Genomic DNA, 25,454 nt, shown 5'->3' on the forward strand with positions numbered 1-25,454 from the left:
GAATGTAAATGAATTGTAAATGAATTAAAAAAACCTCATTTTCATGAGGTTACTTGCTAAATCTGTATAGTTAGTCCTTTTTTAGCCAACATTACTTCGCCTTGATAAACGTCTTTCGCTTCTTCTACTAGTTTTCGTTGGTCACCAAAATGCGGTAAATGTGTAAGTATGAGTTTTTTCACACTTGAATTCCTAGCAATAGTAGCCGCATCAAGACTGTTCATATGACCATACGGCTTTCCGTCTTGGTTCGCATAAAAACTAGTTTCACAAATGAATAGATCGGTATCTTTAGCAAACTCGATAAACGCTTCTTTATAACTACTATCTGCTGAATACACAATTGACTTACCTGCAACTTCAAAACGCATCGCAAAACATTTTGCTTTATGATTAGTTTCTAAATAGGTTATTCGAAAAGGACCAATCTTAGATTCTGCTTTTTCATTATAAATGAATGATAGTACATGGGGTGGCTTTGCTAACTTTTGAAACTCTTTTTGATCATAAGCGTGTGCATAAAATGAAAGTGGTTGATTTGTCCTATTTAACTGCTGATCAACTAGACGACTATACTGAAGTGAGCCAATATCGGCTATATGATCATGGTGATAATGAGAAATAATTACTGCATCTAGATCAGCCAATGAACAGTAGTGTTGTAGTTGAGACAGAGCACCGCTACCACAATCGACAAGTAATCTAAATCCATCATGCTCTAATAAATAACAAGAAGTAGCCTCTCCTACTTCTGGAAATGCCCCCCAGTGTCCTACAATGGTTAATTTCATTTTATCCCCCTTTGTTTATACATAACGTAAACTATATGTAGATAACCTATTTTATAGATTCATTTAACATTCTAACAAATGGATGAAAGTCCTAGCCAATTTAGCTAGGACTTTCATTCAAAATTTACTGTATACCATTTCTACTCAAGATCATTCCACGTTTTTCCATCTGTACTATTTCTCGTTACATTATTATCTTTATTTCTTTGACGAAAAACCTGTTTTTGAAAATCTCCAGGGATCACCCCGAACTCAGTATCTGTAACATCTTGGATGATCGCTGGATTATCCGTTTCCTTCATAATCGATCTTAACTGTTTCTTGAGTAAGTTTTTGTAATTCTTCATCATAAACAATTTGCCTCCTCAATTCTTTATTTATATAGTCAATTTTTTTCATAAATCTTATTCACTTTTGCAAAAAAAGAATATTCATGGAGAAGTAGCTAACGATAATCATGAGACAAGCTAGCTTAAAGGAGAAATTGAATATGCAGTATAAAATCGAGGTAAATAATTTAACTAAAATCTTTGGTCATAATCCTAAAGAAGGAATAAAACGATTAAAGGAAGGCCAGAGTAAGGAGAAGATTCTGAGTGAAACTGGACTTACAGTCGGTGTTAACCAAGCAAGCTTTAAAATTAACGAAGGTGAGTTCTTCGTTATTATGGGTTTATCAGGTAGTGGAAAATCAACATTAATTCGTTTGATTAATCGCCTAATCGAACCTACTTCGGGTGATATATTAATTGACGGTAAAAACATTACAAATATGAATAAAAATGACTTAATGAATACGCGAAGAAAAAAACTAGGAATGGTTTTTCAGAAATTTGCCCTTTTTCCGCATCGAACTGTAGCTACTAATGTTGAGTACGGGCTAGAAATACAGGATGTTCCTAAAAGTGAACGAGCAGAAAAAGCTTTAAAATCAATAGAAGATGTTGGACTTAAAGGATACGAAAACAGTTACCCTGATGAACTAAGTGGTGGTATGCAACAGCGTGTTGGACTAGCTAGAGCATTAGCAAATGACACTGACATTTTGCTTATGGATGAAGCTTTTAGCGCTCTTGATCCCCTTATTAGAAAAGAAATGCAAGATGAATTATTAATGTTGCAAAGTAAATTAGGAAAAACAATTTTATTTATTACCCATGATTTAGATGAAGCACTTAAATTAGGAGATCGTATAGCGATTATGAAAAATGGTGTCATAGTTCAAATTGGAACTCCTGAAGAAATTTTGGAAAATCCCGCTAATGAATATGTGTCAAACTTTGTTGAAGATGTTGACCGAACAAAAGTACTTGTGGCTTCAAATATTATGAAGAAACCTGATGTGATAACTACTTGGAAAGAGGGGGCAAGAGCAGCGATTCGAAAAATGGAGGACGCTGGCTTATCAAGTATTTTTGTTGTTGATAAAGAGAAAAACTTAAAAGGATTATTAACCATTGATGAAGCAATTAAAGCCTATAAAAGCAACTCGTGGGTTGAGGACGTTTTAACCCGTGAATACCATACGACAGCACCAGATACACCTTTAAGTGATTTAATCCAAATTGCAACCGAAACGAAATACCCTATAGCCGTTGTTGAAGACGATAAGTTATTGGGTATTATCGTAAGAGTTTCAATCCTCTCAGGACTTACTCTTGGAAAACAACGAGAGGAGGTGAGTGAATAATGAATTACTTCCATTTACCTTTGGAGGAATGGACAAATCGCTTTGTTAATAATTGGTTAATCCCAGTATTAGGTGGCTTCTTTGACTCAATCAGTTCAATCGTTGCTACTTTTATATCATTCGTTACTGATTTATTGAATTTTTTACCACCTGAATTAATGGCGCTAATATTAATTATTTTAGCTTGGCGTTTTGCTGGGACTGGTGTAGCTATATTTACATTAATCGGTTCGCTTTATTTAGGTTCTGTTGACCTTTGGTATGCAGCAATGCAAACATTAGCGATTGTCATTGTGGCTACAATTTTCTCAATAGTTATTGGTATCCCAATAGGCATTTGGAGTGCTAAGTCTCCGCTTGTTAACAGGATAGTTAGACCTATATTAGACTTTATGCAAACTTTACCAAGTTTCGTTTATTTAATTCCTGCCATTCTCTTATTTGGCTTAGGTGGAGTACCAGCAGTTATCTCAACATTTGTTTTTGCTACTCCTCCTGCAGTAAGAATGACTACTTTAGGTATAAAACAAGTACCTACTGACGTCGTTGAAGCTGCTAGAGCTTTCGGTTCCACTTATTGGCAAATGCTTACAAAAGTACAATTACCTATGGCTATCCCTACGATTATGGCGGGAATTAACCAAACCATTATGCTAGCTTTATCTATGGCTGTTATCGCTTCAATGATTGGTGCACCAGGACTAGGGTCAGTAGTTCTAGCAGGGATATCAAGAGTAAATGTCGGTCTAGGATTAACAGGTGGGTTAGGTATTGTTGTTCTAGCCATCATCTTAGATAGAATAACTCAAGGAATAGGTGAAAAAACTAAGTAATAATATTTCAAGGAGGTAGAAAAATTCGATGAAACATATAAAATTACTTCTCTTTACGCTTACGATTTTCGCATTAGTTATCGGGTGTGGTCCTGCAGATACTGCAGAAGATCCACAAGCAGGTGATCAACCTGCTCAAGACCAATCAATTACATTTGGAATGACTCCTTGGACGAGTACAATTCCACCAACTACGATTGCAATGTTACTTTTAGAGGATATGGGTTATGAAGTAAACCAGATTGAAGCTGATGCTGGTGGTGTCTATACAGGCCTATCACGAGGTGACATCGATGTTTTCATGGATGCTTGGTTACCTGATATGCACGCAAGCTATATAGAGCAATTTGGAGATAACATAGATAGCATTGCTATAAGCTATCCAGACGGTGAGTTAGGGTGGGTTACCCCAACATACGTAGAGGAAATTAACTCGATTGAAGACATTAAAGGAAATGAAGATATGTTTGATGGAGAAATCTATGGTATTGAAGAAGGCGCTGGAATGACTATTACTTCAAGAGAGATGATTGAAGAATTCGACTTGGGTTTACAATATGTTGCATCAAGTGAAGGCGGTATGCTTGCTCAAGTAGCAAGACAAATTGGAGCGGAAAGACCCGTTATTTTTCTTGGTTGGAGACCTCATCCAATGTTTGTCGACTACGATTTGAAAGTTTTAGAAGGTCAGGAAGACTTTTTTTCCACTTCAGAAGTTCATGTCTTAACAAATAATGAATTTAAAGACCGTATTCCTGAAGCATATGAGTTTTTAAGTAATTGGAGTATTGATGTTGGTGATATTGAACAAATGATTGTGGAAATCGATAATGGACGTTCTGCAGGGGAAGTAGCTCGTGAATGGATTGATAATAACCAAGAAAAAGTAGCAGAAATGAAAGGCGAAAGCGAATAAAATCGAAAATAGGGTGTTCAAAAGCATAGCTTTTGAACACCCTATTTTGTCCTAACTGAAATGAATAATAAAATTCATCCATAAAAATAAGAAAAGCGCAAGCGCCTTGGTCACGAGCAGCTGCTCCTGTGCCACTCCGTTTGCTCGTCGCAAAGCAGCTTCGTAGTAATCCAAGTAGTAGCTTCACTGTGGCGTTCTTTGACAGAAGCCGCTCTTTGGCTTCCTACGTGCTTCTAGCGTCTTCTAGTATTGCTTCTTAGTAAGCTTCCTCGAAGCAGTGTTTTGTGCGACGAGTAACCGCAGGAGCAAAGCTGCATGAAGCTATTCAGAGACGTTATTCATGTAGTTATTGAAGTCAGTAGCTTGACTGAAGTGACCGAGCTCGTAGGCTGCTTGCGCTAGAAAGTTTTCAAGTTAGAAATTTTTAAATTCTGATACTGCAAAAAAAATACACTACTTTACATTTTAAATGATTAGAAAAAGCCCTAACCAAATGGCTAGGACTTATCGTTTTAGAGTTCTTAAGCTTCTTGAGCTACTGGGTATACACTTACTTGCTTTCTGTCACGACCAACGCGTTCAAACTTGACTACGCCGTCAACTTTAGCGAATAAAGTGTCATCTCCACCTCTACCTACGTTTACACCAGGGTAAATACGTGTTCCACGTTGACGAACTAAAATAGATCCGCCAGTTACCGTTTGACCGTCAGCACGCTTTGTACCAAGACGCTTCGAGATTGAGTCACGACCGTTCTTTGTACTACCTACCCCTTTTTTCGATGCGAAAAATTGAAGGTTCATTTTTAACATATGAGTTCACCTCCTAGGTTTCACTAATTTTGATATGTTTACCGTACTGTTCACTAATTGAAGTGAGTGAAACAACCATTGCTTCTAGAAGAAGCTGAACTTTCTCATAAGTTGACACGTCCAAGCCTTTTGGGACAGTGCAGCGGAGAAAGCCACCATCATCATCCATTTCCACTTCTAATTGAACATCACATAATTTATCGATAGCATTTACAGTTCCAAATGAAACGGCTGAAGCCCCAGCACAAACAATATCTTGTCCATATGGTCCACTATCGGCATGGCCACTCATTTCAAAGGAAACAATGTTGTTATCAGTATGTCGAACAACTGTAACAGTAATCATGTCAATTCCTTACGCGTTAATCTTTTCGATTACAACTTTAGTGTAAGGTTGACGATGACCTTGCTTACGACGATAGTTTTTCTTAGCTTTGTATTTATAAACTAAGATTTTCTTAGCGCGACCTACTTTTTCAACTTTAGCAGTAACAGTTGCTCCTTCTACGAATGGAGCTCCTACTTTCACAGAGTCACCACCAACCATTAATACGTTGTCAAAGCTTACTGTTGCACCAACTTCAGCATCTAACTTCTCAATGTAGATCTCTTGACCTTCTTGAACTTTAATTTGCTTACCACCAGTTTCAATAATTGCGTACATTAACGTGCACCTCCTTATTATACTCAGACTCGCCACCGAGGGTGATTTACACGAGTAAATTCTTTAAAACCCTTTTATGAGCGGTTATAGCTCTTTGGAGGTTATCCAAATAACTAACAAAAAATATAATACCATTTTTAGTAGTTAGAGTCAACGATGTTTCCAATAGAGAATTTAATAACAGCTTTTGAAGAAAACCAAAATACATTAAACTTCTACAACCTTTGTTCGACTTCCTCAATACTACCGATGAATCGAATCTCAAAGTCGTTTGGCGCGAGCTTTTCGTTTTCTTTAATAAATAGTTGATAATGAAGAACGGTTTGTAGTCGGAATAGATTTTTGTCTTTAGGACCTTTAAGAATCGGAACAACATTCGCTGGGACTTCCACGAGTAACGCTTCACTATCCATACCTTTATATTCCCATAATGCTCTCTCTACTTTATGTGCGACAGCTTCGTCCGAAAGTACTTTTCCTTTACCAAAACAAGCAGGGCAAATAGTCGAAACACTATCCTGTAGATTTTGACGGGCTTTCTTACGGGTCATTTCTAATAACCCTAGTCCAGTAAATCCTACTACATTTGTTTTAGTACGATCATTTTTTAAAGTTTGATTAAACGCATTTAAAACAGTTTGTTTATCTTTATCGTTTTTCATATCAATGAAGTCTATAATAATAATACCGCCAATATCTCGAAGTCGTAACTGTCTTGCGATTTCTTTAGCAGCATCAATGTTTGTTTTTACGATCGTTTCTTGTAAATCTAACTTTCCAGTATATTTACCGGTATTTACATCAAAAACAGTCAGAGCTTCGGTTTGATCAATGACTAAATACGCACCACTTTTCAACCAAACTTGTCTTCGCAAAGCTTTTTCAAGCTCTGATTCAATATGATAAAAGGAAAATATGTTTTCCCTTTGTTGATAGAAGCGAAGTTTTTCGAAAAGGTTTGGATAAGGTTGAAACATATTTTTTATTAGTAGATATTCGTCCAATGAATCGATAACAATTTCGTCTAGATCATCAAAGTCAAAGTCCCTCATCACTTTTTCTAAAATTGATTTATCCTCATAAATTAAAGTAGGTGGTTTTAAGGTTTTTCCGTCTTTCCAAACGTCTTCCCAAAGCTTCCGTAGAAAAAATAAATCTTGAGCAACATTCTCTTCTGTTAAATTTTCAGAAGCTGTACGAATAATCATACCTTCCTTGCCAACACAAAGTTCTTCCCCAATTTTACGCCATTTCTCGCGTACATCTTCGGTTTGCATCCGTTTCGATACACCAACATAACCTCCATTTGGCATATACACAATGTATTTGCCAGGAAAAGAAACAACTTCAGTCAGTCTTGGTCCTTTTTTACCGAATCCCTCTTTTGTCACTTGTACTAATAGCTCTTGACCCACCGTTACAAATTGTGAGATTGATTTTTCTTTTTTCACTTCATCTGTTTCTTCTAGTTGTTGATAACTCAAAAGCTCATCTCTATATAAAAAGCCATTCTTGTCTAATCCAATATCCACAAATGCTGCTTGCATTCCAGGAAGTACATTTACTACTTTACCTTTGTACACATTACCAACAATTTTATTAATTTGAGGACGCTCGATTAAGATTTCTACTACTTTTTTATTTTCGAGAATCGCTAGTCTTCTTTCATTTGTTAACATATTAAAAATAAATGATTTCAATGGTATCCCTCTTTAACGTCTAGTAAGGTGAAAAAACCAGCCTTTATAAGGCTGGTTACTACTTAAGTATAGCATCTTTTAATTACAAACACCAAAAATTATGGTGGTAAAAGGCGACCAATAGGTACTGATGCCTTATTTTGTTCAAAGAAAGCTTCTAAAATTATATTTTCTGGAATAACTCTCAATGGTCCATAAGATTGGTTTTTGACGATAACTTTGTGCTTTACACCACGTTGAAACCTTTTTATGACATCTTGTACAGTTGATTTATCAGGAACTACAATCGGTATCGTTTGAATAAAGGGGTTATGTTTTTGATTATGCCTTTCCATTAAAAAGCGCATATAAGCATAACTTCGTTGTTTCCATTCAGAATAGTGACTAAACAAAAGAAATAGTAAAACCACCCACAGATTTAAATGAAACGGGAACAAATAAATACTAATAACTGTAAACAAAAATAATAAAAACAACGAGATTTTCAAAGTTGTAGTAAGGCCTTGGAGAAATGGAAGTCTTTTGGAAAAGAGTAAATACATTAATTTACCACCATCAAGTGGCCAAATAGGTAGTAAGTTGAACAATAATATCATTAAATTATGAGTCAAAAACAACATGTGGTCGGTACTAGTCCAAAAATCAAACGGAAGGAGGAAAAAAGATATGGAAATTAACCATATGTGTTGTAATGGACCAGCTATAATTACAATAAATTCTTCTTTTAACGGACGATTACCATACTCTTCAACCTCAGCAACTCCACCAAAAGGCAGAAGTTCAATTTTTCGAATTCTCCACTTAAAATAATGGGCCGCCACACTATGACCCATTTCATGAATAAAAACAATGCTAAAAACCATGATAACTTCTCTAAAATAACCAGTAAAAATACCAATACCGATTACGAACCAAAAAAGTGGATTAATTTTAATTTTTTTAACTAAGGAACCCATATTAGTCAAATGAAATCACATCAATTGGATTAATGAAGGTTTCTCCTTCTTTTAACGCAAAGTAGTAAAAACCATTATTGTCTTTTAGAGATACTGTTCCAATCTTACTACCTGGCTCTACATGATCGTATAAGTTTACCTCTACATGATCAAGCATTCCATACCATGATTCACCTCCATCATAGTGAGCTATAATAATCGTTTTGCCCAATGTTTCTTCTTCAGCTACAAACCTTACCATACCACTTTTAACAGCTTCAACATTAGAAGTCGAGGTCGTCTCAACTATGACCCCTTTTCCATCTTGCTCAAACTCTTGTGCCACTCTACCGACAGCTGGCACAGCATATGCAACATGTAATTCTTCACTCTCGAAATCATTTAATGCGATATTCGTAGTTGTTGGAAGTAGAGCTAAAGGTTTACCAAATTGGTTTTCATACCAATCAGCCACAACAGTAAATTGAAATTCTTCTTCAAACGAGGTTTTTACAAATTGTCTAGCTCCTTCGAATTGAGGAGATTGAGTTTTAAATAATATTCCGACAACTAAAAATAAACAAATAGCAGCAAGTACTTGTAAGACAAAAATCTCTTTTCGAAAAAACTTCTCTTCAGACTGTCCCGTCTCATTGGAATCACCAGCAAAGTAGAAGTCAGAATCATCTCTTGACTCACTATGACTAGGGTAATACTGAGGTTGTGAGCGTTCTTTCCTATCAATCGAACTATTAATCTTCTTCCTTCTAGCTTCAATTTCTCGACGAAGTTTGTCTATCCTATTCGCCATCTACTCTCATCCCCTTTTATATGCAAAATGTAGAATGTAAAATGGATGTGTGGTAGATCTTAATTTAAAAGATCATTCATTTTACATTTTACATTCTACGATTATTACTTATAGATATGACTTGTCCCGAGAGGTTATGCTACATTCTTTTATAGAAGAACCCACTTTATATAACAAGAAAAGCGCAAGGCGCCCGCCTATCGGCGACAAACACTGGAAGACCTGCTCGTAGCGGTCGGGTTTTTGACCGAAATCTATGTGCTTCTGCGTCTTCTAGCATAGCTTCGTAGCAAGCTTCCTCGAAGCAAAGCTACATGAGGCTAATCGACGAAGGATCTCAAGCAGTAATTGAAGTCCGTTGCTTGTCTGAAGTGATCGAGCCGATGGCGCCTGGAGCTAGACAGTTTCCAAGTTAGAAACTTATAAATTCTGATACTGAAAAAAAGCTAGCAAGAATTCCCCTGCTAACTTTCACGTGTTTACTATTAGATTTTGTTAATTAAACGATTCTCACTTCCCTAAAAAAAGAAGCAAGAGAACTCGTTCTAGCTTCGCTAGAACATCGGAAATTCAGATGGAGTCTCAACTCCACCTGAATGGAAGTTCCCACCTACGCTACGCTTAGAGATGAGGGTCTATGCCCCTTAAGTACAAATCAGTTTGATTAAATTACGCTCGCATTCCAAAAAACTTTTTCACTTTTGAAAACATACCTTTATCTTCATCTAGAGACATTAAAGGCACAGATTCACCTAAGATACGTCTAGCAATATTTCGATAGGCAAGTGAAGCTCGACTGTTTGGTTGAAAAGCAATTGGCTCACCTTTATTTGATGCTTTTATGACATCATCGTCATCAGCAACAATTCCTAAAAGTTCAATAGCTAAAATTGATACAATTTCATCAACATCAAGCATATCCCCATTTTTCATCATATGACTACGAATCCGATTAACGACTAATTTCGGCGGTTCTATGTCAATTTGCTCAAGAAGTCCAATTATCCGATCTGCATCACGAACAGCAGATGTTTCAGGTGTCGTAACTACTATTGCTTTATCAGCACCTGCAACAGCATTTTTAAAGCCTTGTTCAATTCCTGCTGGACAGTCAATAATTACGTAATCATAATCTTCTTTTAACTCGTTAATCATAAATTTCATTTGCTCTGGATTTATAGCTGCTTTATCCTTTGTTTGAGCAGCTGGCAAAAGCATTAAACATTCAAATCGCTTGTCTTTTATTAAGGCTTGATGAAGACGACAACGTTCCTCAACAACATCAACGATATCATAGATAATTCGATTTTCTAACCCCATAACAACATCAAGGTTACGAAGACCGATATCTGTATCCACTAAGCAAACTCTTTTACCTGAAAGCGCAAGGGCAGTACCAATATTTGCAGATGTAGTTGTCTTTCCAACTCCACCTTTTCCAGAAGTTATTACAATCGCCTCTCCCATGCGAAATTCCCCTTTCTAATTCGAATGTAACATAAACAATGTAACATGTAGCAAGATTTTGATAGTTTTACTACTAAAGCTTTCTATCACAATTTTTTTACACACTTTACAACTACCTAAACATTTGTTATTTTAGGACGTATTTTTCCCAAGTGTTGCACTCGCTCAATAGCCATATTGCTATCGTTACCTATGTAGGCGCATTCCATTTCGTGTGCCTCATTCTCTTCATAATCTGGTGAACGGCTTACAATTTCTGCTATTCTTAATTGTGACGGCTCCATTCTTGAAGCAGAAATAACAGCATCCTTATCCCCTTCACTACCTGCATGAGCAATTCCACGTAATACACCTAAAATATAAATATTTCCTGTAGCAACTACAGTTCCACCAGGATTAACATCACCGATGAGAAGTAGATCTCCTTTAACTTCTAAAACTTGACCTGAGCGAACTACTTTTACAATCGTCGTCATTTGTGATTCTTTTATTAGATCTTCTGCCTCGTCCTTCGTCATAACATTCGATTCGATTTCATTAATAATCAACTTTTGCTTATCATTAATAATTTTCTTAAGCTCAATTGTCTGTCCTTCTGTTAAATAACGATTTCCAACAGATACCTTAACATGCACTGCAGGTCCTTCTGAAGATTGAGGATACTTTGAGGAAAGCTTTTCTTCAAGCTCACTAACTAGATCAGAAAACGAACATTCGTCGTCTAAAAATAAAATTAGGCCTTCTTTGGTCCCTCTTATGGTTATATTATTAGTTTTTTGCATGTTCCAAAGTTCACCTCAACTTTCTTTTATTCAACGTTGCCACCTAAAATCCTTTTTTCTTTTGTTTATTTTTTCTTCAATGTCATCACATTTTTGTAAAAAGACTAAAAATTTCCTTAAAGGATATGCAAACACAATCATGAATACACTATTGATAATGATACTCGGCAGAAGTCTTTCTCGAAAAAAGCGCTCATGGGCAAGTTCAGTTATTCCAATCATTGTATGTAAACCGAAAACTAGGTAGTCTAATAATACCGTACCAAAAACCGCTGTAATAATTAATAAAAACAGATTTTTTTGAAATAACTTATATGAAAGGCCTAAAAAATAAGCGATTAAACCCATACTAAAAATATAAATACCTAAAATATGAGTATAAACAACATCTTGGAACAAACCTAAAATCAAACCATAAACAGTACCCAATGCTCTGCCCAGAAAAATACTTAAAACGAGAACAACAAGAAAAGCAAATCGTGGAATAATAAAGTACTCAGATCCGAACCGTTCAGGAGAAAAAGTTTGCATAATCGTTCCCTCAATAATGAAAAGGAGGAAAATAAGAAAAGGAAGGAAAAAGCGAACCATATTATCCTCCCTCCTGTTTTGAAATTATCTCATCACCAAGTTTTGGGCTAGTACGTTCGATAATTAATACATAATCTAGATTATGAAAGCTCGCTGATGGTTGGACGTATGCATTTTTTGTCAGTCCATATTCATCTGCCTCAACACGAATTATTTCTCCGATTAACAATCCTTGAGGGAAAACTCCACCTAGTCCAGAAGTAATGACTTTTTGACCTTCTTCGATTTCGGCATCTGCCTCTATTTTCCGGAGCATCAATGCTCCAGTTATCTCATCAAATCCCTCAATAAAACCAAATACTTCTTTGTCCTCGGCATCCACCATTGCAGAAATACGATTCGTACGATCGTGATCTGTCAAAAGTTGAATAGTAGAAGTAAATTGCGAAACATGTTTAACTTTACCAACCAAGCCCTTTGATGTAATAACGGCCATATCTCTCTTGACACCATGCTGTTCACCTTTATTTATACCGATATATTCATTCCAACGATCTGGAGAACGATGAATAACTAAGGCTGGCCTAACATTATGATCAAATAGGCTTTCTGTAATATCTAGCGCTTCTTTTAAATTTTCATTTTGCCTTCTTAATACATTAACCTCTACTGCAGTTTCGGCATAATTATCTAGGTGCGCTTTTAATATCTGGTTTTCTTCATATAAATTTTTCATATTATTTACGTTCTCAAAGAAACCCGCTACATAAAGAGCGGGTTGTTGAAAAACGGTCTGGACCCAACCGACTGAATCTTTGACAAACTGCTCGGGCCATGTTAAGCTTCGTCGATCATTCATGGAATAGCCTACTAATGCCACCAATAGAATAATACAAACGAGAAGCACTATTAGTCTTTTATTTGAAAAAAATTGGGGCATTTAACACACCTACTTACTTACGATTTGAACGAACTGTAATACCTGCCTTCGAGCGGAACAAGTGCAGATTTTCTAAAGCTCTCCCTGTTCCAAGCGCAACACAATCTAACGGATTTTCAGCCACCAATACTGGCATATGTGTCTCATCACTTAATACTCTATCTAGATTTCGTAATAAACCACCACCACCAGTTAGAACAATACCACGATCCATAATATCTGCTGCCAATTCTGGTGGAGACTTTTCTAATGTATTTTTCACTGATTCAATAATAGTGTTAACTGTATCTGCAAGCGCCTCTGCTATTTCCACTGCAGTAATCGTGATTGTTTTTGGCAAACCAGTAACAAGGTCACGACCGCGGATATCCATATCATCAATACCTTCTGGGATACCTGCAGAGCCTATTTCAAACTTAACAGCTTCAGCTGTACGCTCACCAATCATTAAGTTATAAGCTTTCTTAATATATTGGATAATTGCATCATCCATTTCATCGCCTGCTACACGAATTGACTGGCTCGTAACAATACCACCTAATGAAATAATCGCAACTTCAGTCGTACCACCACCGATATCGACAACCATACTACCAGTAGGCTCCCAAACTGGAAGATCTGCACCAATTGCTGCTGCAAAAGGCTCTTCAATCGTATAAGCTTCACGCGCTCCCGCCTGTTTTGTAGCATCTTCAACCGCACGCTTTTCAACTGCGGTAATTCCTGACGGTACACACACCATTACATTTGGTTTACGGGTGAAAATCGATCTATTTTTTTGTGCTTGCCTAATAAAATATTTCATCATAGTTGCAGTTGTATCAAAGTCTGCAATTACACCGTCTTTCATTGGTCTAACTGCTACAATATTTCCTGGTGTTCTACCGATCATGTTCTTTGCATCATTACCAACTGCTTCGATCGTACCTGTATCTGTTCTAATCGCAACAACAGAAGGTTCACGTACGACAACACCTTTCCCCTTCACGTAAACTAGGGTATTAGCTGTACCTAAATCTATTCCTAAATCTTTTGAAAAACCACCAAACATCTATGTATCTCCCTTCAATCGAAAAGCGTTACCGCTAAAAATGTTATTCTAGTTGTATATGGTCCTTGGCGCTTATCAACAAATTATTTAGAATTGTTTTTTGTTACCATAAATAAGCTTACACTTTTTTTAAGCATAAATAAATCCATAAATTTGATTATATCTAAAAAAAATAAAAAAGGATAGTGGTTTCATAGAGAATATCAAAGCTTATAAAACAAATTTGAAAGTAAGCGCTTCAAAGCGCCTACTTTCAATATTCCTCTTTTTCACGAACTTTTTACGAATTTAAACATACCCTTTCTCCTTCAAACTTACAAATTTCTTCTCACCAATAATAATATGATCCAAAACTTCGATTCCAATTACTTTTCCACTTTCAACAAGACGCTTAGTGACTTCAATATCTTCTCTACTTGGCGCCGGGTCCCCACTGGGGTGGTTATGAAGACAAATAATTGATGCTGCTGAATGTCGAAATGCCTCTTTGTATATCTCCCTTGGGTGTACAATACTAGCATTAAGACTTCCAATAAAAATTGTTTTTTTGAAAATAACATGATTTTTTGTGTTGAGGTATAAGCATACAAAATGTTCTTGTGTTAAAAAACGCATGTCTTCCATCACATAGCGTGAAACATCTTCTGGTGAGCGAATAATAAAGCGATCTTCTACCTGCAGTTTATGAATTCTACTCCCCAATTCTATCGCCGCAAGTAATTGTACCGCTTTTGTATCACCAATACCTTTTATGCTTTTCAATTCCTCAACCGTTGCTTCTTTTAATAGACGTAATCCGTTAAAATGATGTAAAATTCGTTGAGATAACTGAATGACAGATTCCTGCTTTGTCCCGGAACCTAAAATTGTCGCAATGAGTTCGTGGTTAGATAGAGCTTGAGCCCCTTCTTTTAACAGACGTTCCCTTGGTCTTTCACCACTTGGCACATCACGAATCATTAGTGGTTTTGCTTGCATAAATTCTCCTCCTTTTTCATGGAAGCAGCTTTTGATGCAAGACATGGTAGCGAAAACTTAAGCGACTCCCGATTAAACTTCGAAAGTTTTTAACTCTCTTATGGTCCTCGCTAGTGGTAGTCCGACAACAGTAAAATAGTCACCGTAAATTTTTTTGACAAATAACGCACCTAACCCTTGTATACCATAGGATCCAGCCTTATCAAAAGGTTCACCACTTGCAATATATTGAATAATTTCTTCGTTTGTAAGCTCCCAAAAAGATACAACTGTTTTTTCGTGAAAGAGTACAGTTTTCATCTTTGAGAGTATTGCTACACCAGTGTATACATCATGATCGTTTCCTGAAAGGAGTTGGAGCATTTCTGTTGCTTCAGTTTCATTATTAGGCTTTCCTAAAATTTGCCCATTTATAGAAACAATTGTATCAGCTCCGATGATAATACTATCATCATGACGTAATAAGACATCTTTTGCCTTTCTCATCGCAAGCTCTTCTACTACTTCATTTGGGGGTTTCGTTTCATCTACGTTTTCATCAACTGTGCTTGTGGAAATAGAAAATTCAAGCTTCCCTTGTTCAAGAAGCTGTTTTCGACGAGGTGAGCCAGAGGCTAATATGAGTTTTTTCACGAAGATTCTCCTTTGTCTAATTATTTTTCTCATAGCTGTTCAAAACGTTACCTTGAGGACCAAAAGGTAGGGCAGCAAAATATCTGCCTATTTTTTGAACTACATGTAAAAAGAAAATTTTGTACAAAGGATATACTTAGGATACCAAATTGTACAAAATTTTCAATTATTTTTTTATTTTTAAATTATTTTCTCCACCAAGATACTAAAACCATTCCAACTAGCTATAGTTTTATGTCGCTCGGTTTTGGGAACTAAGACACTTACTTATTCAAAAAGTAGATCTGCCCCAGCAATTCCAGGTACAGTCATTTCATTTGGATCTAAAATAACTTTTAACTCTTCCTCTGAGAGTATCCCTCTTTCAATACAAATTTCTCTAACTGGACGTTTTGTCTGAATGGCTTCTTTTGCAATTCTAGCTGCTACCTCATATCCTACGTGTGGGTTTATTGCAGTAATAATTCCAACACTTCCTTCTACCATATCTAAGCAACGCTCTCTGTTAGCAGTTATTCCCTCGATACAGTATTCTTTAAATACTTTCATTCCATTTTGAAGGATTGATAAAGATTGTAATAAATTAAATACTAATACGGGTTCCATCACATTTAATTCTAATTGACCTGCTTCAGATGCTAAAGAAATCGTGTGATCATTACCAATCACTTGAAACGAGATTTGGTTTATGACTTCACACATAACTGGGTTGACTTTACCAGGCATAATCGATGAACCTGCTTGGCGAGGCGGCAAGTTAATTTCATTTATTCCAGTTAGCGGGCCAGAACTCATCAATCTTAAGTCATTAGCAATTTTTGATATATTAATCGCTAATATTTTTAATGAACTCGAAAGTTCAGTATATGCATCGGTATTTTGCGTAGCATCAACAAGATCTTCAGCACTTTTAAACGGCATACCTGTATGTTCTGCTAAATATTTTGCAACAAGAGTAATATATTCTGGTACTGCATTTAATCCAGTACCTACAGCGGTAGCTCCCATATTAATTTCATATAAATGACAGACTGAATTTTTAATACGTTTTAAATCACGAGACAACACACGTTTATACGCTCCAAACTCTTGCCCAAGACGAATAGGTACAGCATCTTGAAGATGGGTACGCCCCATTTTTATGATTTGATCAAATTCTTTTTCTTTTTTCTCCAATGCAGTAATTAATTCATGTAATGAACTTGTAAGCCCACTAGCTAAATGTAAACAGGCAATATGGATAGCTGTTGGAAACGTATCATTTGTTGATTGGGCCATATTAACATGCGTATTCGGACTAACTGTCATGTAGTCTCCCTTTTTCCCCCCGAGCAATTCAATTGCCCGATTAGCAATTACTTCATTTGCATTCATATTAAATGAAGTCCCTGCACCACCTTGTATCGAATCAACAACAAAATGTTCAATGAGCTTTCCTTCAATGATCTCGTCACTCGCTTGAACGATGGCATCAGCAATTTTTTTATTTAATACCCCTACATCGCGATTTGCCATTGCTGCTGCTTTTTTTACAAACCCGAACGCTCGAATTAATTCACGGTGTGGCGGATAACCAGTGATTGGAAAATTCTCAATGGCACGTGCCGTTTGGATCCCATAATAAGCGTCTTGAGGTATTTCCTTTTCTCCCATTAAATCACGTTCAATCCGAACATTTGACATGTAAAAACCTCCACCTCTCTATCTATTTGTTGCATCTAACGTGTGACATTTATTTCAGCTTTACCCTACTTTTATATTATGTACAACATTAGTTATAAATTGTAAAAAGAGAAAAGTCAAAGTAAAAAAAGCACAAGGTCCTTGGTCACGAGCAGCTGCTCCTGTGCCACTCCGTTTGCTCAAGAGAAAAGCAGCTTCGAAGTAATACAAGTAGTAGCTTCACTGGGGCGGCCATTGACAGAAGCCGCTCTTTGGCTTCTTACGTTTACGTGCTTCTGCGTCTTCTAGTATAGCTTCGTAGCAAGCATCCTCGAAGCAGTGTTTTGTGCGACGAGTAACCGCAGGAGCAATTGTTTTCCGTGCGACGAGTAACCGCAGGAGCAAAGCTGCATGAAGTTAATCTAAGAAGGATCTCAAGCAGTAATTGAAGTCCGTTGCTTGACTGAAGTGACCGAGCTCGTAGGCTGCTTGCACTAGACAGTTTCCAAGTTAGAAATTTATAAATTCTGTTTTGTAAAAAATAAAAAGAAGCTGAACTAAATGGTCGTTTAATACGACGTTTGAGTTAGCCTCTTTTATCATCTAAGAAAAGGTCTTAATTAACTTCTCATAGGCTAGCATTCCATCTAATAAAAATTGTTGAACCTGCCAGAGGTTGTTTGGTTCGTTCGATGAAGCATAACTTAACAAACTTTGATAAGCATTAACTAATGCGTTTTGAAAATCGTTAGCCAACGATTCTTGTTCACTACCTTTAAAAGGGTTCCCTAATGATACAAGTATCTCATTAGTTGCCTTTAAATCAGCTAAGGTCTCGTCTGTTACTAATGATGATCCATTAGCTAGTCCATTTACGGATAATAAAATTAGTTGTTGGTATAAATCTACACTTTTTTCTAGGAAAAGAGATTGTTCTTGACTATCAACCGTACCTGAAGTTGTAACAGCATATGGCTTTACATATACATCTTGTCCATTAGCCTTATAGTGCTCGGCTAAAACATTTGCTTGTTCTCGGTCTATACCAAGACCAATAAATAAATAGACAGGCTCGGTTGTATTTGTAATCGCTGCTGCAAATCCTTTATTTTGGATAGACTTCGCTGTTTCTGTAGCTTTATCCACTAAAGAAAAAGCACCACCTTGCACAATCTCCACTCCAAGAACAGGAATTTGTCCATTCATAACCACTTCTGGGGCTTCTATTTCTGTTGTCGCGATTTCTGTGGCTTGTACAGGATTTATCACTTCCATGGCTTGTGGTTTATCACCAGTAAAGATCGTTAACATCATAAAGCCAAAACTAACCCCTACGATAATTGCAGACATAACAATACCAATAATCCCTAAGGGAAGATCTTTAATTTTAAATTTAAAATCAAACTTTTGCTTCTTTTTTCTTTTTGTTGGTGGCAATTTAGGGGCTTGTTCACTTTTTCCATCATCCCAAAAAGGCCCCTCTAACTTTTTTTTATTATGACGCCTCTCCCCTAAGTCAACAATTTTAGGTGAAGAATCGTTTGATTCGTTTTCAGGGAGGATCCAATGAAATTCATCCTTATGATCCTCTTCTTGAGTTGCACTTATCTCCTTTTCTAGTAAATGCTCATAAGCGTGCTTGTCCTTCTCCAGCTCTTCATACCGTTTCTCTTGTCCATTTAATACGATTGAAATTCGCCGGTCATTCTTCTTCGTATTGTCCAACATTGCCAGCTCCTTTCTATAATCAATTTACTATAGTCTATTAATAAATATTGATAGATAGAACTAGAAAAGTTAAAGGGATATTGAAATAATTTCAACAGGAAAAGCGCAAGCACCTTGGTCACGAGCAGCTGCTCGTGTGCCACTCCGTTTGCTCAAGAGCAAAGCAGCTTCGAAGTAATCCAAGTAGTAGCTTCAATGGGGCAGCCTTTGACTAAAAGCCGCTCTTTGGCTTCAGCGTGCTTTTAGCGTCTAACTGCACCGCTTCGAAGTAGGCTTCCTCGAAGCAGTGTTTTGTGCGACGAGTAATCGCAGGAGAAAAGTAGCATGAAGTATCTTCAAAGAAGGAAGCCAAGAAGTCAGTGAAGTCAGAAACTTGACTGAAGTGACCGAGCTCGTAGGCTGCTTGCGCTAGACAGTTTCCAAGTTAGAAATTTATAAATTCTGATACTGTAAAAAAAGAACAAGACTTCTGATAAAATGTCTTTTACACGTAGTACACTTTATTTCAGTCTTATTCTAGTTTTTATTGGACGAGAAGCGGACTTTTTTTCTCACTTGGGTTAGGATGAATAACTTTTGGTACCTCATCACTCAACTCATATAAATCAGGGTAATAAAACGCACTTACTGTTACAAAAAACTCAAGATACTCTTGAGGGTCGTGAATGATCTCTGTTTCTTGCGCTCCTATAAATGAAATGTTATCTATACTTACTATTCTAGGTAAGCGGTCTATCTCAACAAGAAATTGAAAAAGATCTTCATACGTTTTTGCGTTGACTGTTAAACTTACATTCATTGCCACTATTCCTTCTAATGTATCAATCGAATATTCCAAGTTTTCTTCCACGTCTTCTAAAAACACAGGATATACGGTTGAATCCTGATCAATATTCATTGAAAGAATGTAAGTGTTTGATAATGCCTCTACTCTCTGAAAATGTAATAGCAATTGGTCCATGAGTGGATCAACCGGTAGCTGTCGTTGCAGTTCAGTTGTTTCATCATTATGGTCCTCTTCTTTTAAAAGACTTTTTTCTAATGTTAGTAAAATTTGTTTTTCAGTATCAAGTTGGTGAGTTACCTGATCGATAATCGTTAATTTGGGGTAAATCAAATAAAAGTAGCAACCTAGATAACTAATGAAAACTAAAACTATTCCAGTAATGAGAGTGATCAGTTTTTTCTTCGTAAATGATACTTTCATCTATGAGTCCTCCGTTACATGAAAAGCTGATCGATTTACTTTTATTGTAAAACTAGCAACATACCTCGGTAATATATCATCAACAATCGTTTCATTTCCAACCATCATTGCTGTTTCAATACTCGTTAAATGAACAGAAAACATATATGGAGACTTATTTAGCTCATAACTATAGGCAGCAATGGAAGACATTTGGTCAAAATAAGCAATTATAGTTACCTCGTCAGGTTTTTGAAAGTAAAACTGTGAGAAATAACCATGTTCAGGCAATAATCTCACCAACTCATTTAGAAGCATTGAAGTGGGAATAACTATTTCCTCTAAAGAATAAATTGCTGTTTTCAATTGTTCATAATAGGAAGCTGGCTTATCGTCGATTAACTGCTGTTTTAGGGAGATTTGTTCCATAACGAAGGAGTGCTCGTCTGTAAGAGCATCGATTTCTGCCTCGTATTTGTTACTATGAACATAAATGAATAGAAAAGAAACTAGTAATAGGACAAAGATCACCGTGACGATTAGCCAATTCGTTATATCTTTTTTATCTTTTTCCGTTAATAAATTAATTTCAACTAACATCGTGAACCTCTTTTTTCAAAGCTAATCCTACAATTTCATAGAAGCGTTCAGGTATCTCTTTTCCATTCATAGTTTTAATTGTTTCTTTGGTTATCGTTTCGATATCAACGCCAAAAGATTTTTGAAATTTCTTACTAATATCAATTAAATATGGATGATCTCCGATTACAACCAATTTTGTTACACGATATTTTCCTTGCCTCATACTGTAACGATAATAATTCATAATCCGATCAACTTCCGTTATGATATCTTGTATTTGGTTTTCTATCTCACTTTGATTTCCTTCCCAAGAAACTTCTTCGGTACCTTCGTTGAAATACCTCCATTTATCTTCGGTCGATAACTTTATATGTCTCATAAAAACAGGTTTCTGATTATGAAAAATCGTAATATTTATTGATAGTAAATCAACTTGTACAAACAAAAAATGATCATTTTTATTATCGCGATCCAAAGAATGTAATAATCTGTAAAGAGATAAAGCTGAGATGTCGGCAGCATTCGGCTTTACCTTCACTTCAGTTAATAAATTTACGTATTCCTGTACTTTCTTTTCTGGTGTAGCAATTAATAAAACTTCTCTTTGACCATCTTTCTCACCTAGGTTATGAATATCAAAGGTAGCTTCATCAAACGGAAGATGTACCGTTTCACCAATAACTGTATATAAATACCCCTTTATTTCATCAACTTTTATGCTAAGAGGTACTTGAACATGACGTAAAACCGTATAGGCATCAGGAACAATAAACTGAACATAATGTTTCTTTAACTGCCATTCTTCAATACAATCGTGCAATATCCCTTCTAACGTTTCCCACTCGACGATTTTCCCATCATGAATGACTCCAGTAGGTAAGTACCGTTCTCCAAAGGAATCAATACTAGCTAAGTCTGCTCGCTTTGCATGAACAAAGCGAATCACATGATCTTTAATAATTATCGCTGTTCTCATTTGCTTTTTCCCACGAAACAATACCACAGTTTTTCACCACGTTTCTAATGACAATTATATAAATAGACTCCAATACCACGTAAAAATCTCTTTTTCGAAAAAATAAGTTATGAGGGTTGCTATTACGATAAATGGTCCAAATGGTATGGGCTCACCTCGCCTTATTTTCCCTAACGTTAAACCTATTATACCAATGATTGCCCCGATCAGTGTAGAAAGAAAAAATGCTAGTAATACACCTTGCCAACCTAAAACAACCCCAATGACAGCAAATAATTTAATGTCACCGCCACCCATTCCACCTTTACTAATAATGGCAATGGCTAGTAGTAAAGTAAAGCCGATAACCGCACCTAAAAAAGGATTCCACCATGTGTCTAATGGCGCTAAAAACAAACGCATGACTAAAAGAAATGGAGCAAAAAAAAGTAAAACTTGATCTGGAATTATCATGTAGTGGATATCGGAAACAAAAATGATAATGAGTAATGAAATGAAAACCCAAGCGACAATAGTTTCCGATGTAAACCCAAATTGGTGAAATGCATAGACAAATAAGAGACCCGTAGTAGCCTCTATGAAAGGGTAGATGGGAGATATTTTCGTCCCACATCCTTTACACTTCCCCTTTTGAAATATGTAAGAAATAACAGGAATAAGTTCTAATGCAGATAACGTACGTTTGCATTTTGAACAGTGAGAACGGGGGCGAACAATCGATTGACCATTCGGCACCCGCAAACCAACGACGTTGTAAAAAGACCCTAGGACAAGACCTAGGGTGAGAGTGTAGAGATAGAGTAAAAAGTACATATAAGGTTACCTAGTATAGTTTATTAGCTCAGTTTCTGTTGCGCTATTCGTAAATCCATCTTTCACTACGTCATTAGCATCATGTAATCTTATCTCAAAATTTCCTGAATTATATCGAACTTCATAAGTTGTATCTGAAACTTTTTCAAGATAACTTGATAATTCATTATAATTAGTATCACTCTCTCCAAAATTCCCATCTGTAGGCTGATTTCCATTATGTGACCACACTGCTCTACTTGGGTTTGCAGCTCTATCCAACTTCGCTGCATTAATAATTTGAATAGCTTCTGCAACCTTAGCTTTTTCCTCAGTTTTTGATATTATATTCCCAATACTCGGCACCGCAATCGCTGCGATGATTCCTAATATAACAATAACTGCTAACAATTCAATTAACGTCAAACCTTTTTGATTTTTTAACATTTTTCTCATTATCTTTCCTCCATCAATAAAATTTTTTAAAGTTTACTTAGTGCTTCTTGCAACAAAATGACTTTAAAAATAAAAGACGACCAACTCTTCAATATCCATAAATTTATGCATATACAAAATTTGGCCGGTTGCACTACTAGCTCGAAATCATCCAAGTGCCCAAATATAGATGATTCTTCTTAGCTTCAAAATATTATTTTATTTAATACTTAACATTATTATATTACTTTTAATATTATTCCTCTAGTAGTTCCGTGTCATTTTGACTAGTACTTTTTATGACTATTTACCCAATATTTTCAAAGATCTGAAACATTGGTATGGCAATTGAAGCAACGATAACTCCGACTATACCTGCTAGAACTACTATCATTAAAGGTTCTATTAATGATTTAATGCGTTCCGTAGCGATGTCTACTTCTGTCTCGTAAAAATCGGCAACTTTGTCAAGCATTGTGTCAAGTGATCCTGTTTTCTCTCCTACCCGCACCATCTGAGTTACAAGTGGTGGAAAAATCCAATGGGCTTCCATGGGACCCGCTATCGATTCCCCTTTTTCTAGTGCGTTTCGGGATTCACGGATTACCTTTGCCACTACTTCATTTCCTACTATTTTCTCAACGATCGAAACTGCTTGTAAAATTGGTACTGATGAAGAAAATAGTGACCCTAGTGTACGTGTCATTCTTGCTAATACCGCTTTTTGAAATAGTGATCCAAAGATAGGAATTTTCAAAATTAAAAAGTCAAAATAATATTTATAGCGTCGATTTTCTTGAATGACTTTAAAAGCGACAACCATGCCTATAAGTAGTAAAATTAGTAACCACCAAACTTTTTTAAAAACACTACCAGCTGATAAAACCATCTGGGTAATCAACGGAAGCTCTGAATCGAATGATCGAAACAAATCAGCAAATGTCGGAACGACAAATGACAATAGAAAGACGACAACAATTATCGCAATAGAGCCTACCACTGCAGGGTATGAAAGAGAAGAAATTACTTTTTGTCTAGTAAGATATTGCTTCTCATAATAAGTAGCTAACCGTTCTAAAACCTCATCTAAATTCCCGCCGGCTTCACCTGCACGAAGCATATTTGTAAACAAGGCTGGAAAAACTTTTTTATGAGCTTCAGCAGCTTCAGAGAATGGGTTTCCAGCTCGAAGTTCTATTTCTATTGATTTTAATGTATATTGTAATCGTTTCGAGTTTGTTTGTTCAGCTAAGATACTAGTCGCATCAATAACTGAAATTCCAGCTTTTAGTAACGTTGAAAATTGACGTAAATACATGACAAATTGTTGTGACTTTACCACACTTCCAAAGGAAATATCTTTATATAATAGTCCTGTTAATTCTTCAATATCCTTCACAATCATTCCATCAGCGATTAATGTTTCTTTTGCTTCTCTCTCTGAGAAACCTTTTATTCGTCCTTCTTTTAACTTACCGGTGCTCTCTCTTGCAGTATACTTAAAATACGGCATTACGACCCCAACTCACTAACATAAGGTTGAGCAACTTCCTCACTTATTTTTTTCTGATCTAAGAGCTCTTTTATTGACATTTCAAGTGTATGCATTCCTACTGCCCTACTGGTCTGCATGACACTTGTAATTTGATGTATTTTTTCATTTCGTATTAAGTTTTTTATAGCAGAATTATTAATTAATATTTCCGTAGCAGCGCAACGACCTTGATTATCTGCAGTTGGTAGTAATCGTTGAGACACAATTGCCTTTAATACGGAGGCAAGCTGTATTCGAACTTGTGGTTGTTGGTTTGGTGGAAATACATCAATAATTCGATCAATCGTAGCGGGAGCATCTGTCGTATGCAACGTCCCTAATACAAGGTGACCCGTTTCTGCAGCGGTAATAGCTGTAGAAATTGTCTCTAAATCTCGCATTTCTCCTACCAAAATAACATCAGGATCTTGACGTAAGCACGCACGTAGTCCATTAGAAAAATTTTGAGTGTCAAACCCTATTTCTCGTTGATCAATGATACATAGGCGGTGTTTATGCAAGTATTCTATTGGATCTTCTAACGTAATAATATGCTTTCGATAGGTGTTATTTAAATGATCAATCATCGCAGCAAGAGTCGTTGACTTTCCGCTTCCAGTTGGACCTGTGACAAGAACAAGTCCTTGTGGCTTTTTGGCTATATCTTTAAGAACAACTGGCATGTTTAATTGTTCGAGTGTTGGTATACTTGTCGGTACAACTCGTATAGCCATACTAACACAGGAACGTTGAAAATAAGCATTTATCCGAAACCTAGATAAACCAATCATTCCATGAGAAAAGTCTAGTTCACCTTTTTTTAAAAAAACCTTCCAAAGTCCTTCTGAAATGATTGATTTAGCCATTCCTTCTGTATCATTTGGTTTTAAAATATCTTCTCCAAACTGTTTTAAGTCACCGTTAATTCTCATTACAGGAGGAACACCGACTGTTAAATGTAAATCAGATGCACCATTTTCAAAAGCCGCTCTTAATAATTCTTCAAGTCGTTGTTTCATTACTTT

Annotated in this window: 27 protein-coding genes, 1 riboswitch and 1 other annotated feature; of the genes, 3 read left to right on the top strand and 24 right to left on the bottom strand. The window is 36.3% G+C overall.

Going from position 1 to position 25,454, the window contains the following annotated elements:
- Window positions 1-56 precede the first annotated feature (56 nt).
- Window positions 57-791, bottom strand: a complete 735-nt coding sequence (locus BKP37_RS18600; RefSeq protein WP_071311121.1) for an MBL fold metallo-hydrolase — start codon at window positions 789-791, stop codon at window positions 57-59.
- Window positions 792-931: 140 nt separating this feature from the next.
- Window positions 932-1,141 (bottom strand): hypothetical protein, encoded by a 210-nt coding sequence (locus tag BKP37_RS18605; protein WP_071311122.1) that lies wholly within the window; start codon window positions 1,139-1,141, stop codon window positions 932-934.
- A 140-nt stretch (window positions 1,142-1,281) separates the two neighbouring features.
- Here BKP37_RS18605 and BKP37_RS18610 point away from each other — a divergent pair, with 140 nt between their 5' ends.
- From BKP37_RS18610 to BKP37_RS18620, 3 genes are read left to right on the top strand one after another with little or no spacing between them, the layout of a single operon-like run.
- Window positions 1,282-2,481, top strand: a complete 1,200-nt coding sequence (locus tag BKP37_RS18610) for a quaternary amine ABC transporter ATP-binding protein (RefSeq protein WP_071311123.1) — start codon at window positions 1,282-1,284, stop codon at window positions 2,479-2,481.
- Complete coding sequence (locus BKP37_RS18615; protein WP_071311124.1) at window positions 2,481-3,314, top strand: ABC transporter permease; 834 nt, start codon at window positions 2,481-2,483, stop codon at window positions 3,312-3,314. Before BKP37_RS18610 ends, BKP37_RS18615 begins: the two co-directional genes overlap by 1 nt.
- A gap of 28 nt (window positions 3,315-3,342) precedes the next feature.
- Complete coding sequence (locus BKP37_RS18620; protein ID WP_071311125.1) at window positions 3,343-4,230, top strand: glycine betaine ABC transporter substrate-binding protein; 888 nt, start codon at window positions 3,343-3,345, stop codon at window positions 4,228-4,230.
- Between the two features lie 521 nt (window positions 4,231-4,751).
- Here BKP37_RS18620 and rpmA read toward each other — a convergent pair.
- The 22 genes from rpmA to BKP37_RS18730 all read right to left on the bottom strand — a co-directional run bounded on the left by rpmA (window position 4,752) and on the right by BKP37_RS18730 (window position 25,448).
- Entirely contained in the window at window positions 4,752-5,042 is a 291-nt protein-coding gene (gene rpmA / locus BKP37_RS18625) for a 50S ribosomal protein L27 (protein WP_071311126.1), read from the bottom strand.
- Window positions 5,043-5,055: 13 nt separating this feature from the next.
- Window positions 5,056-5,388, bottom strand: a complete 333-nt coding sequence (locus tag BKP37_RS18630; RefSeq protein ID WP_071311127.1) for a ribosomal-processing cysteine protease Prp — start codon at window positions 5,386-5,388, stop codon at window positions 5,056-5,058.
- 9 nt (window positions 5,389-5,397) lie between these two features.
- Window positions 5,398-5,706 (bottom strand): 50S ribosomal protein L21, encoded by a 309-nt coding sequence (gene rplU / locus BKP37_RS18635; protein ID WP_071311128.1) that lies wholly within the window; start codon window positions 5,704-5,706, stop codon window positions 5,398-5,400.
- Between the two features lie 15 nt (window positions 5,707-5,721).
- Window positions 5,722-5,802: a sequence feature (ribosomal protein L21 leader region), on the bottom strand.
- A gap of 119 nt (window positions 5,803-5,921) precedes the next feature.
- Entirely contained in the window at window positions 5,922-7,406 is a 1,485-nt protein-coding gene (locus BKP37_RS18640) for an Rne/Rng family ribonuclease (protein ID WP_071311129.1), read from the bottom strand.
- 98 nt (window positions 7,407-7,504) lie between these two features.
- On the bottom strand, window positions 7,505-8,362 hold the full coding sequence (locus BKP37_RS18645) for a M50 family metallopeptidase (protein WP_071311209.1): 858 nt from the start codon (window positions 8,360-8,362) through the stop codon (window positions 7,505-7,507).
- Between the two features lies 1 nt (window position 8,363).
- Window positions 8,364-9,152: a M23 family metallopeptidase gene (locus tag BKP37_RS18650; RefSeq protein WP_071311130.1), complete on the bottom strand. Its 789-nt coding sequence runs from the start codon at window positions 9,150-9,152 to the stop codon at window positions 8,364-8,366.
- A 669-nt stretch (window positions 9,153-9,821) separates the two neighbouring features.
- Window positions 9,822-10,619, bottom strand: a complete 798-nt coding sequence (gene minD / locus BKP37_RS18655) for a septum site-determining protein MinD (RefSeq protein ID WP_071311131.1) — start codon at window positions 10,617-10,619, stop codon at window positions 9,822-9,824.
- 116 nt (window positions 10,620-10,735) lie between these two features.
- Window positions 10,736-11,401, bottom strand: a complete 666-nt coding sequence (gene minC, locus BKP37_RS18660; RefSeq protein ID WP_071311132.1) for a septum site-determining protein MinC — start codon at window positions 11,399-11,401, stop codon at window positions 10,736-10,738.
- 30 nt (window positions 11,402-11,431) lie between these two features.
- Window positions 11,432-11,992: a rod shape-determining protein MreD gene (mreD, locus tag BKP37_RS18665; protein ID WP_071311133.1), complete on the bottom strand. Its 561-nt coding sequence runs from the start codon at window positions 11,990-11,992 to the stop codon at window positions 11,432-11,434.
- Window position 11,993: 1 nt separating this feature from the next.
- The gene (gene mreC / locus BKP37_RS18670; RefSeq protein ID WP_071311134.1) at window positions 11,994-12,872 is read right to left on the bottom strand and encodes a rod shape-determining protein MreC; all 879 of its coding nucleotides are present in this window, start codon (window positions 12,870-12,872) and stop codon (window positions 11,994-11,996) included.
- A gap of 13 nt (window positions 12,873-12,885) precedes the next feature.
- On the bottom strand, window positions 12,886-13,923 hold the full coding sequence (locus tag BKP37_RS18675; RefSeq protein WP_071311135.1) for a rod shape-determining protein: 1,038 nt from the start codon (window positions 13,921-13,923) through the stop codon (window positions 12,886-12,888).
- A 288-nt stretch (window positions 13,924-14,211) separates the two neighbouring features.
- On the bottom strand, window positions 14,212-14,901 hold the full coding sequence (radC, locus tag BKP37_RS18680) for a RadC family protein (RefSeq protein WP_071311136.1): 690 nt from the start codon (window positions 14,899-14,901) through the stop codon (window positions 14,212-14,214).
- Window positions 14,902-14,973: 72 nt separating this feature from the next.
- Entirely contained in the window at window positions 14,974-15,534 is a 561-nt protein-coding gene (locus BKP37_RS18685; protein WP_071311137.1) for a Maf family protein, read from the bottom strand.
- A 267-nt stretch (window positions 15,535-15,801) separates the two neighbouring features.
- Window positions 15,802-17,217 carry an aspartate ammonia-lyase gene (gene aspA, locus BKP37_RS18690; RefSeq protein WP_071311138.1) on the bottom strand — a complete coding sequence of 472 codons (1,416 nt, stop codon included), beginning with the start codon at window positions 17,215-17,217 and terminating at the stop codon, window positions 15,802-15,804.
- A 582-nt stretch (window positions 17,218-17,799) separates the two neighbouring features.
- Window positions 17,800-18,924, bottom strand: coding sequence for an SPOR domain-containing protein (locus tag BKP37_RS18695; RefSeq protein WP_071311139.1), 1,125 nt, complete (start codon window positions 18,922-18,924; stop codon window positions 17,800-17,802).
- A gap of 523 nt (window positions 18,925-19,447) precedes the next feature.
- Window positions 19,448-20,131, bottom strand: coding sequence for a type 4a pilus biogenesis protein PilO (locus tag BKP37_RS18700; protein ID WP_071311140.1), 684 nt, complete (start codon window positions 20,129-20,131; stop codon window positions 19,448-19,450).
- A complete protein-coding gene (locus tag BKP37_RS18705; protein WP_071311141.1) occupies window positions 20,132-20,710 on the bottom strand; it encodes a PilN domain-containing protein in 579 nt (192 codons plus the stop codon).
- Window positions 20,700-21,695 (bottom strand): type IV pilus biogenesis protein PilM, encoded by a 996-nt coding sequence (gene pilM, locus BKP37_RS18710; protein ID WP_071311142.1) that lies wholly within the window; start codon window positions 21,693-21,695, stop codon window positions 20,700-20,702. Before pilM ends, BKP37_RS18705 begins: the two co-directional genes overlap by 11 nt.
- 27 nt (window positions 21,696-21,722) lie before the next feature.
- Complete coding sequence (locus BKP37_RS18715; protein ID WP_071311143.1) at window positions 21,723-22,481, bottom strand: prepilin peptidase; 759 nt, start codon at window positions 22,479-22,481, stop codon at window positions 21,723-21,725.
- A gap of 6 nt (window positions 22,482-22,487) precedes the next feature.
- Window positions 22,488-22,916 carry a pilin gene (locus BKP37_RS18720; RefSeq protein WP_071311144.1) on the bottom strand — a complete coding sequence of 143 codons (429 nt, stop codon included), beginning with the start codon at window positions 22,914-22,916 and terminating at the stop codon, window positions 22,488-22,490.
- Between the two features lie 113 nt (window positions 22,917-23,029).
- Window positions 23,030-23,113, bottom strand: a riboswitch (cyclic di-GMP riboswitch).
- A gap of 89 nt (window positions 23,114-23,202) precedes the next feature.
- Window positions 23,203-24,408, bottom strand: a complete 1,206-nt coding sequence (locus BKP37_RS18725; RefSeq protein WP_071311145.1) for a type II secretion system F family protein — start codon at window positions 24,406-24,408, stop codon at window positions 23,203-23,205.
- The gene (locus BKP37_RS18730; RefSeq protein ID WP_071311146.1) at window positions 24,408-25,448 is read right to left on the bottom strand and encodes a type IV pilus twitching motility protein PilT; all 1,041 of its coding nucleotides are present in this window, start codon (window positions 25,446-25,448) and stop codon (window positions 24,408-24,410) included. The genes BKP37_RS18725 and BKP37_RS18730 overlap by 1 nt, the downstream gene beginning before the upstream one ends.
- Window positions 25,449-25,454 lie beyond the last annotated feature (6 nt).

Source organism: Anaerobacillus alkalilacustris (assembly GCF_001866005.1).
Lineage (GTDB): Bacteria > Bacillota > Bacilli > Bacillales > Anaerobacillaceae > Anaerobacillus > Anaerobacillus alkalilacustris.

Coding starts and splice junctions, on each gene's coding strand:
- rplU (WP_071311128.1), bottom strand. CDS start 5,706: ATGTACGCAATTATTGAAACTGGTGGTAAGCAAATTAAAGTTCAAGAA.
- BKP37_RS18700 (WP_071311140.1), bottom strand. CDS start 20,131: ATGAAAGTATCATTTACGAAGAAAAAACTGATCACTCTCATTACTGGA.
- BKP37_RS18645 (WP_071311209.1), bottom strand. CDS start 8,362: ATGGGTTCCTTAGTTAAAAAAATTAAAATTAATCCACTTTTTTGGTTC.
- BKP37_RS18705 (WP_071311141.1), bottom strand. CDS start 20,710: ATGTTAGTTGAAATTAATTTATTAACGGAAAAAGATAAAAAAGATATA.
- BKP37_RS18605 (WP_071311122.1), bottom strand. CDS start 1,141: ATGATGAAGAATTACAAAAACTTACTCAAGAAACAGTTAAGATCGATT.
- BKP37_RS18600 (WP_071311121.1), bottom strand. CDS start 791: ATGAAATTAACCATTGTAGGACACTGGGGGGCATTTCCAGAAGTAGGA.
- BKP37_RS18615 (WP_071311124.1), top strand. CDS start 2,481: ATGAATTACTTCCATTTACCTTTGGAGGAATGGACAAATCGCTTTGTT.
- mreD (WP_071311133.1), bottom strand. CDS start 11,992: ATGGTTCGCTTTTTCCTTCCTTTTCTTATTTTCCTCCTTTTCATTATT.
- BKP37_RS18610 (WP_071311123.1), top strand. CDS start 1,282: ATGCAGTATAAAATCGAGGTAAATAATTTAACTAAAATCTTTGGTCAT.
- aspA (WP_071311138.1), bottom strand. CDS start 17,217: ATGTCAAATGTTCGGATTGAACGTGATTTAATGGGAGAAAAGGAAATA.
- radC (WP_071311136.1), bottom strand. CDS start 14,901: ATGCAAGCAAAACCACTAATGATTCGTGATGTGCCAAGTGGTGAAAGA.
- BKP37_RS18675 (WP_071311135.1), bottom strand. CDS start 13,923: ATGTTTGGTGGTTTTTCAAAAGATTTAGGAATAGATTTAGGTACAGCT.
- rpmA (WP_071311126.1), bottom strand. CDS start 5,042: ATGTTAAAAATGAACCTTCAATTTTTCGCATCGAAAAAAGGGGTAGGT.
- BKP37_RS18620 (WP_071311125.1), top strand. CDS start 3,343: ATGAAACATATAAAATTACTTCTCTTTACGCTTACGATTTTCGCATTA.
- minC (WP_071311132.1), bottom strand. CDS start 11,401: ATGCAAAAAACTAATAATATAACCATAAGAGGGACCAAAGAAGGCCTA.
- minD (WP_071311131.1), bottom strand. CDS start 10,619: ATGGGAGAGGCGATTGTAATAACTTCTGGAAAAGGTGGAGTTGGAAAG.
- BKP37_RS18720 (WP_071311144.1), bottom strand. CDS start 22,916: ATGAGAAAAATGTTAAAAAATCAAAAAGGTTTGACGTTAATTGAATTG.
- BKP37_RS18630 (WP_071311127.1), bottom strand. CDS start 5,388: ATGATTACTGTTACAGTTGTTCGACATACTGATAACAACATTGTTTCC.
- BKP37_RS18730 (WP_071311146.1), bottom strand. CDS start 25,448: ATGAAACAACGACTTGAAGAATTATTAAGAGCGGCTTTTGAAAATGGT.
- BKP37_RS18650 (WP_071311130.1), bottom strand. CDS start 9,152: ATGGCGAATAGGATAGACAAACTTCGTCGAGAAATTGAAGCTAGAAGG.
- BKP37_RS18725 (WP_071311145.1), bottom strand. CDS start 24,408: ATGCCGTATTTTAAGTATACTGCAAGAGAGAGCACCGGTAAGTTAAAA.
- BKP37_RS18695 (WP_071311139.1), bottom strand. CDS start 18,924: ATGTTGGACAATACGAAGAAGAATGACCGGCGAATTTCAATCGTATTA.
- mreC (WP_071311134.1), bottom strand. CDS start 12,872: ATGCCCCAATTTTTTTCAAATAAAAGACTAATAGTGCTTCTCGTTTGT.
- BKP37_RS18715 (WP_071311143.1), bottom strand. CDS start 22,481: ATGTACTTTTTACTCTATCTCTACACTCTCACCCTAGGTCTTGTCCTA.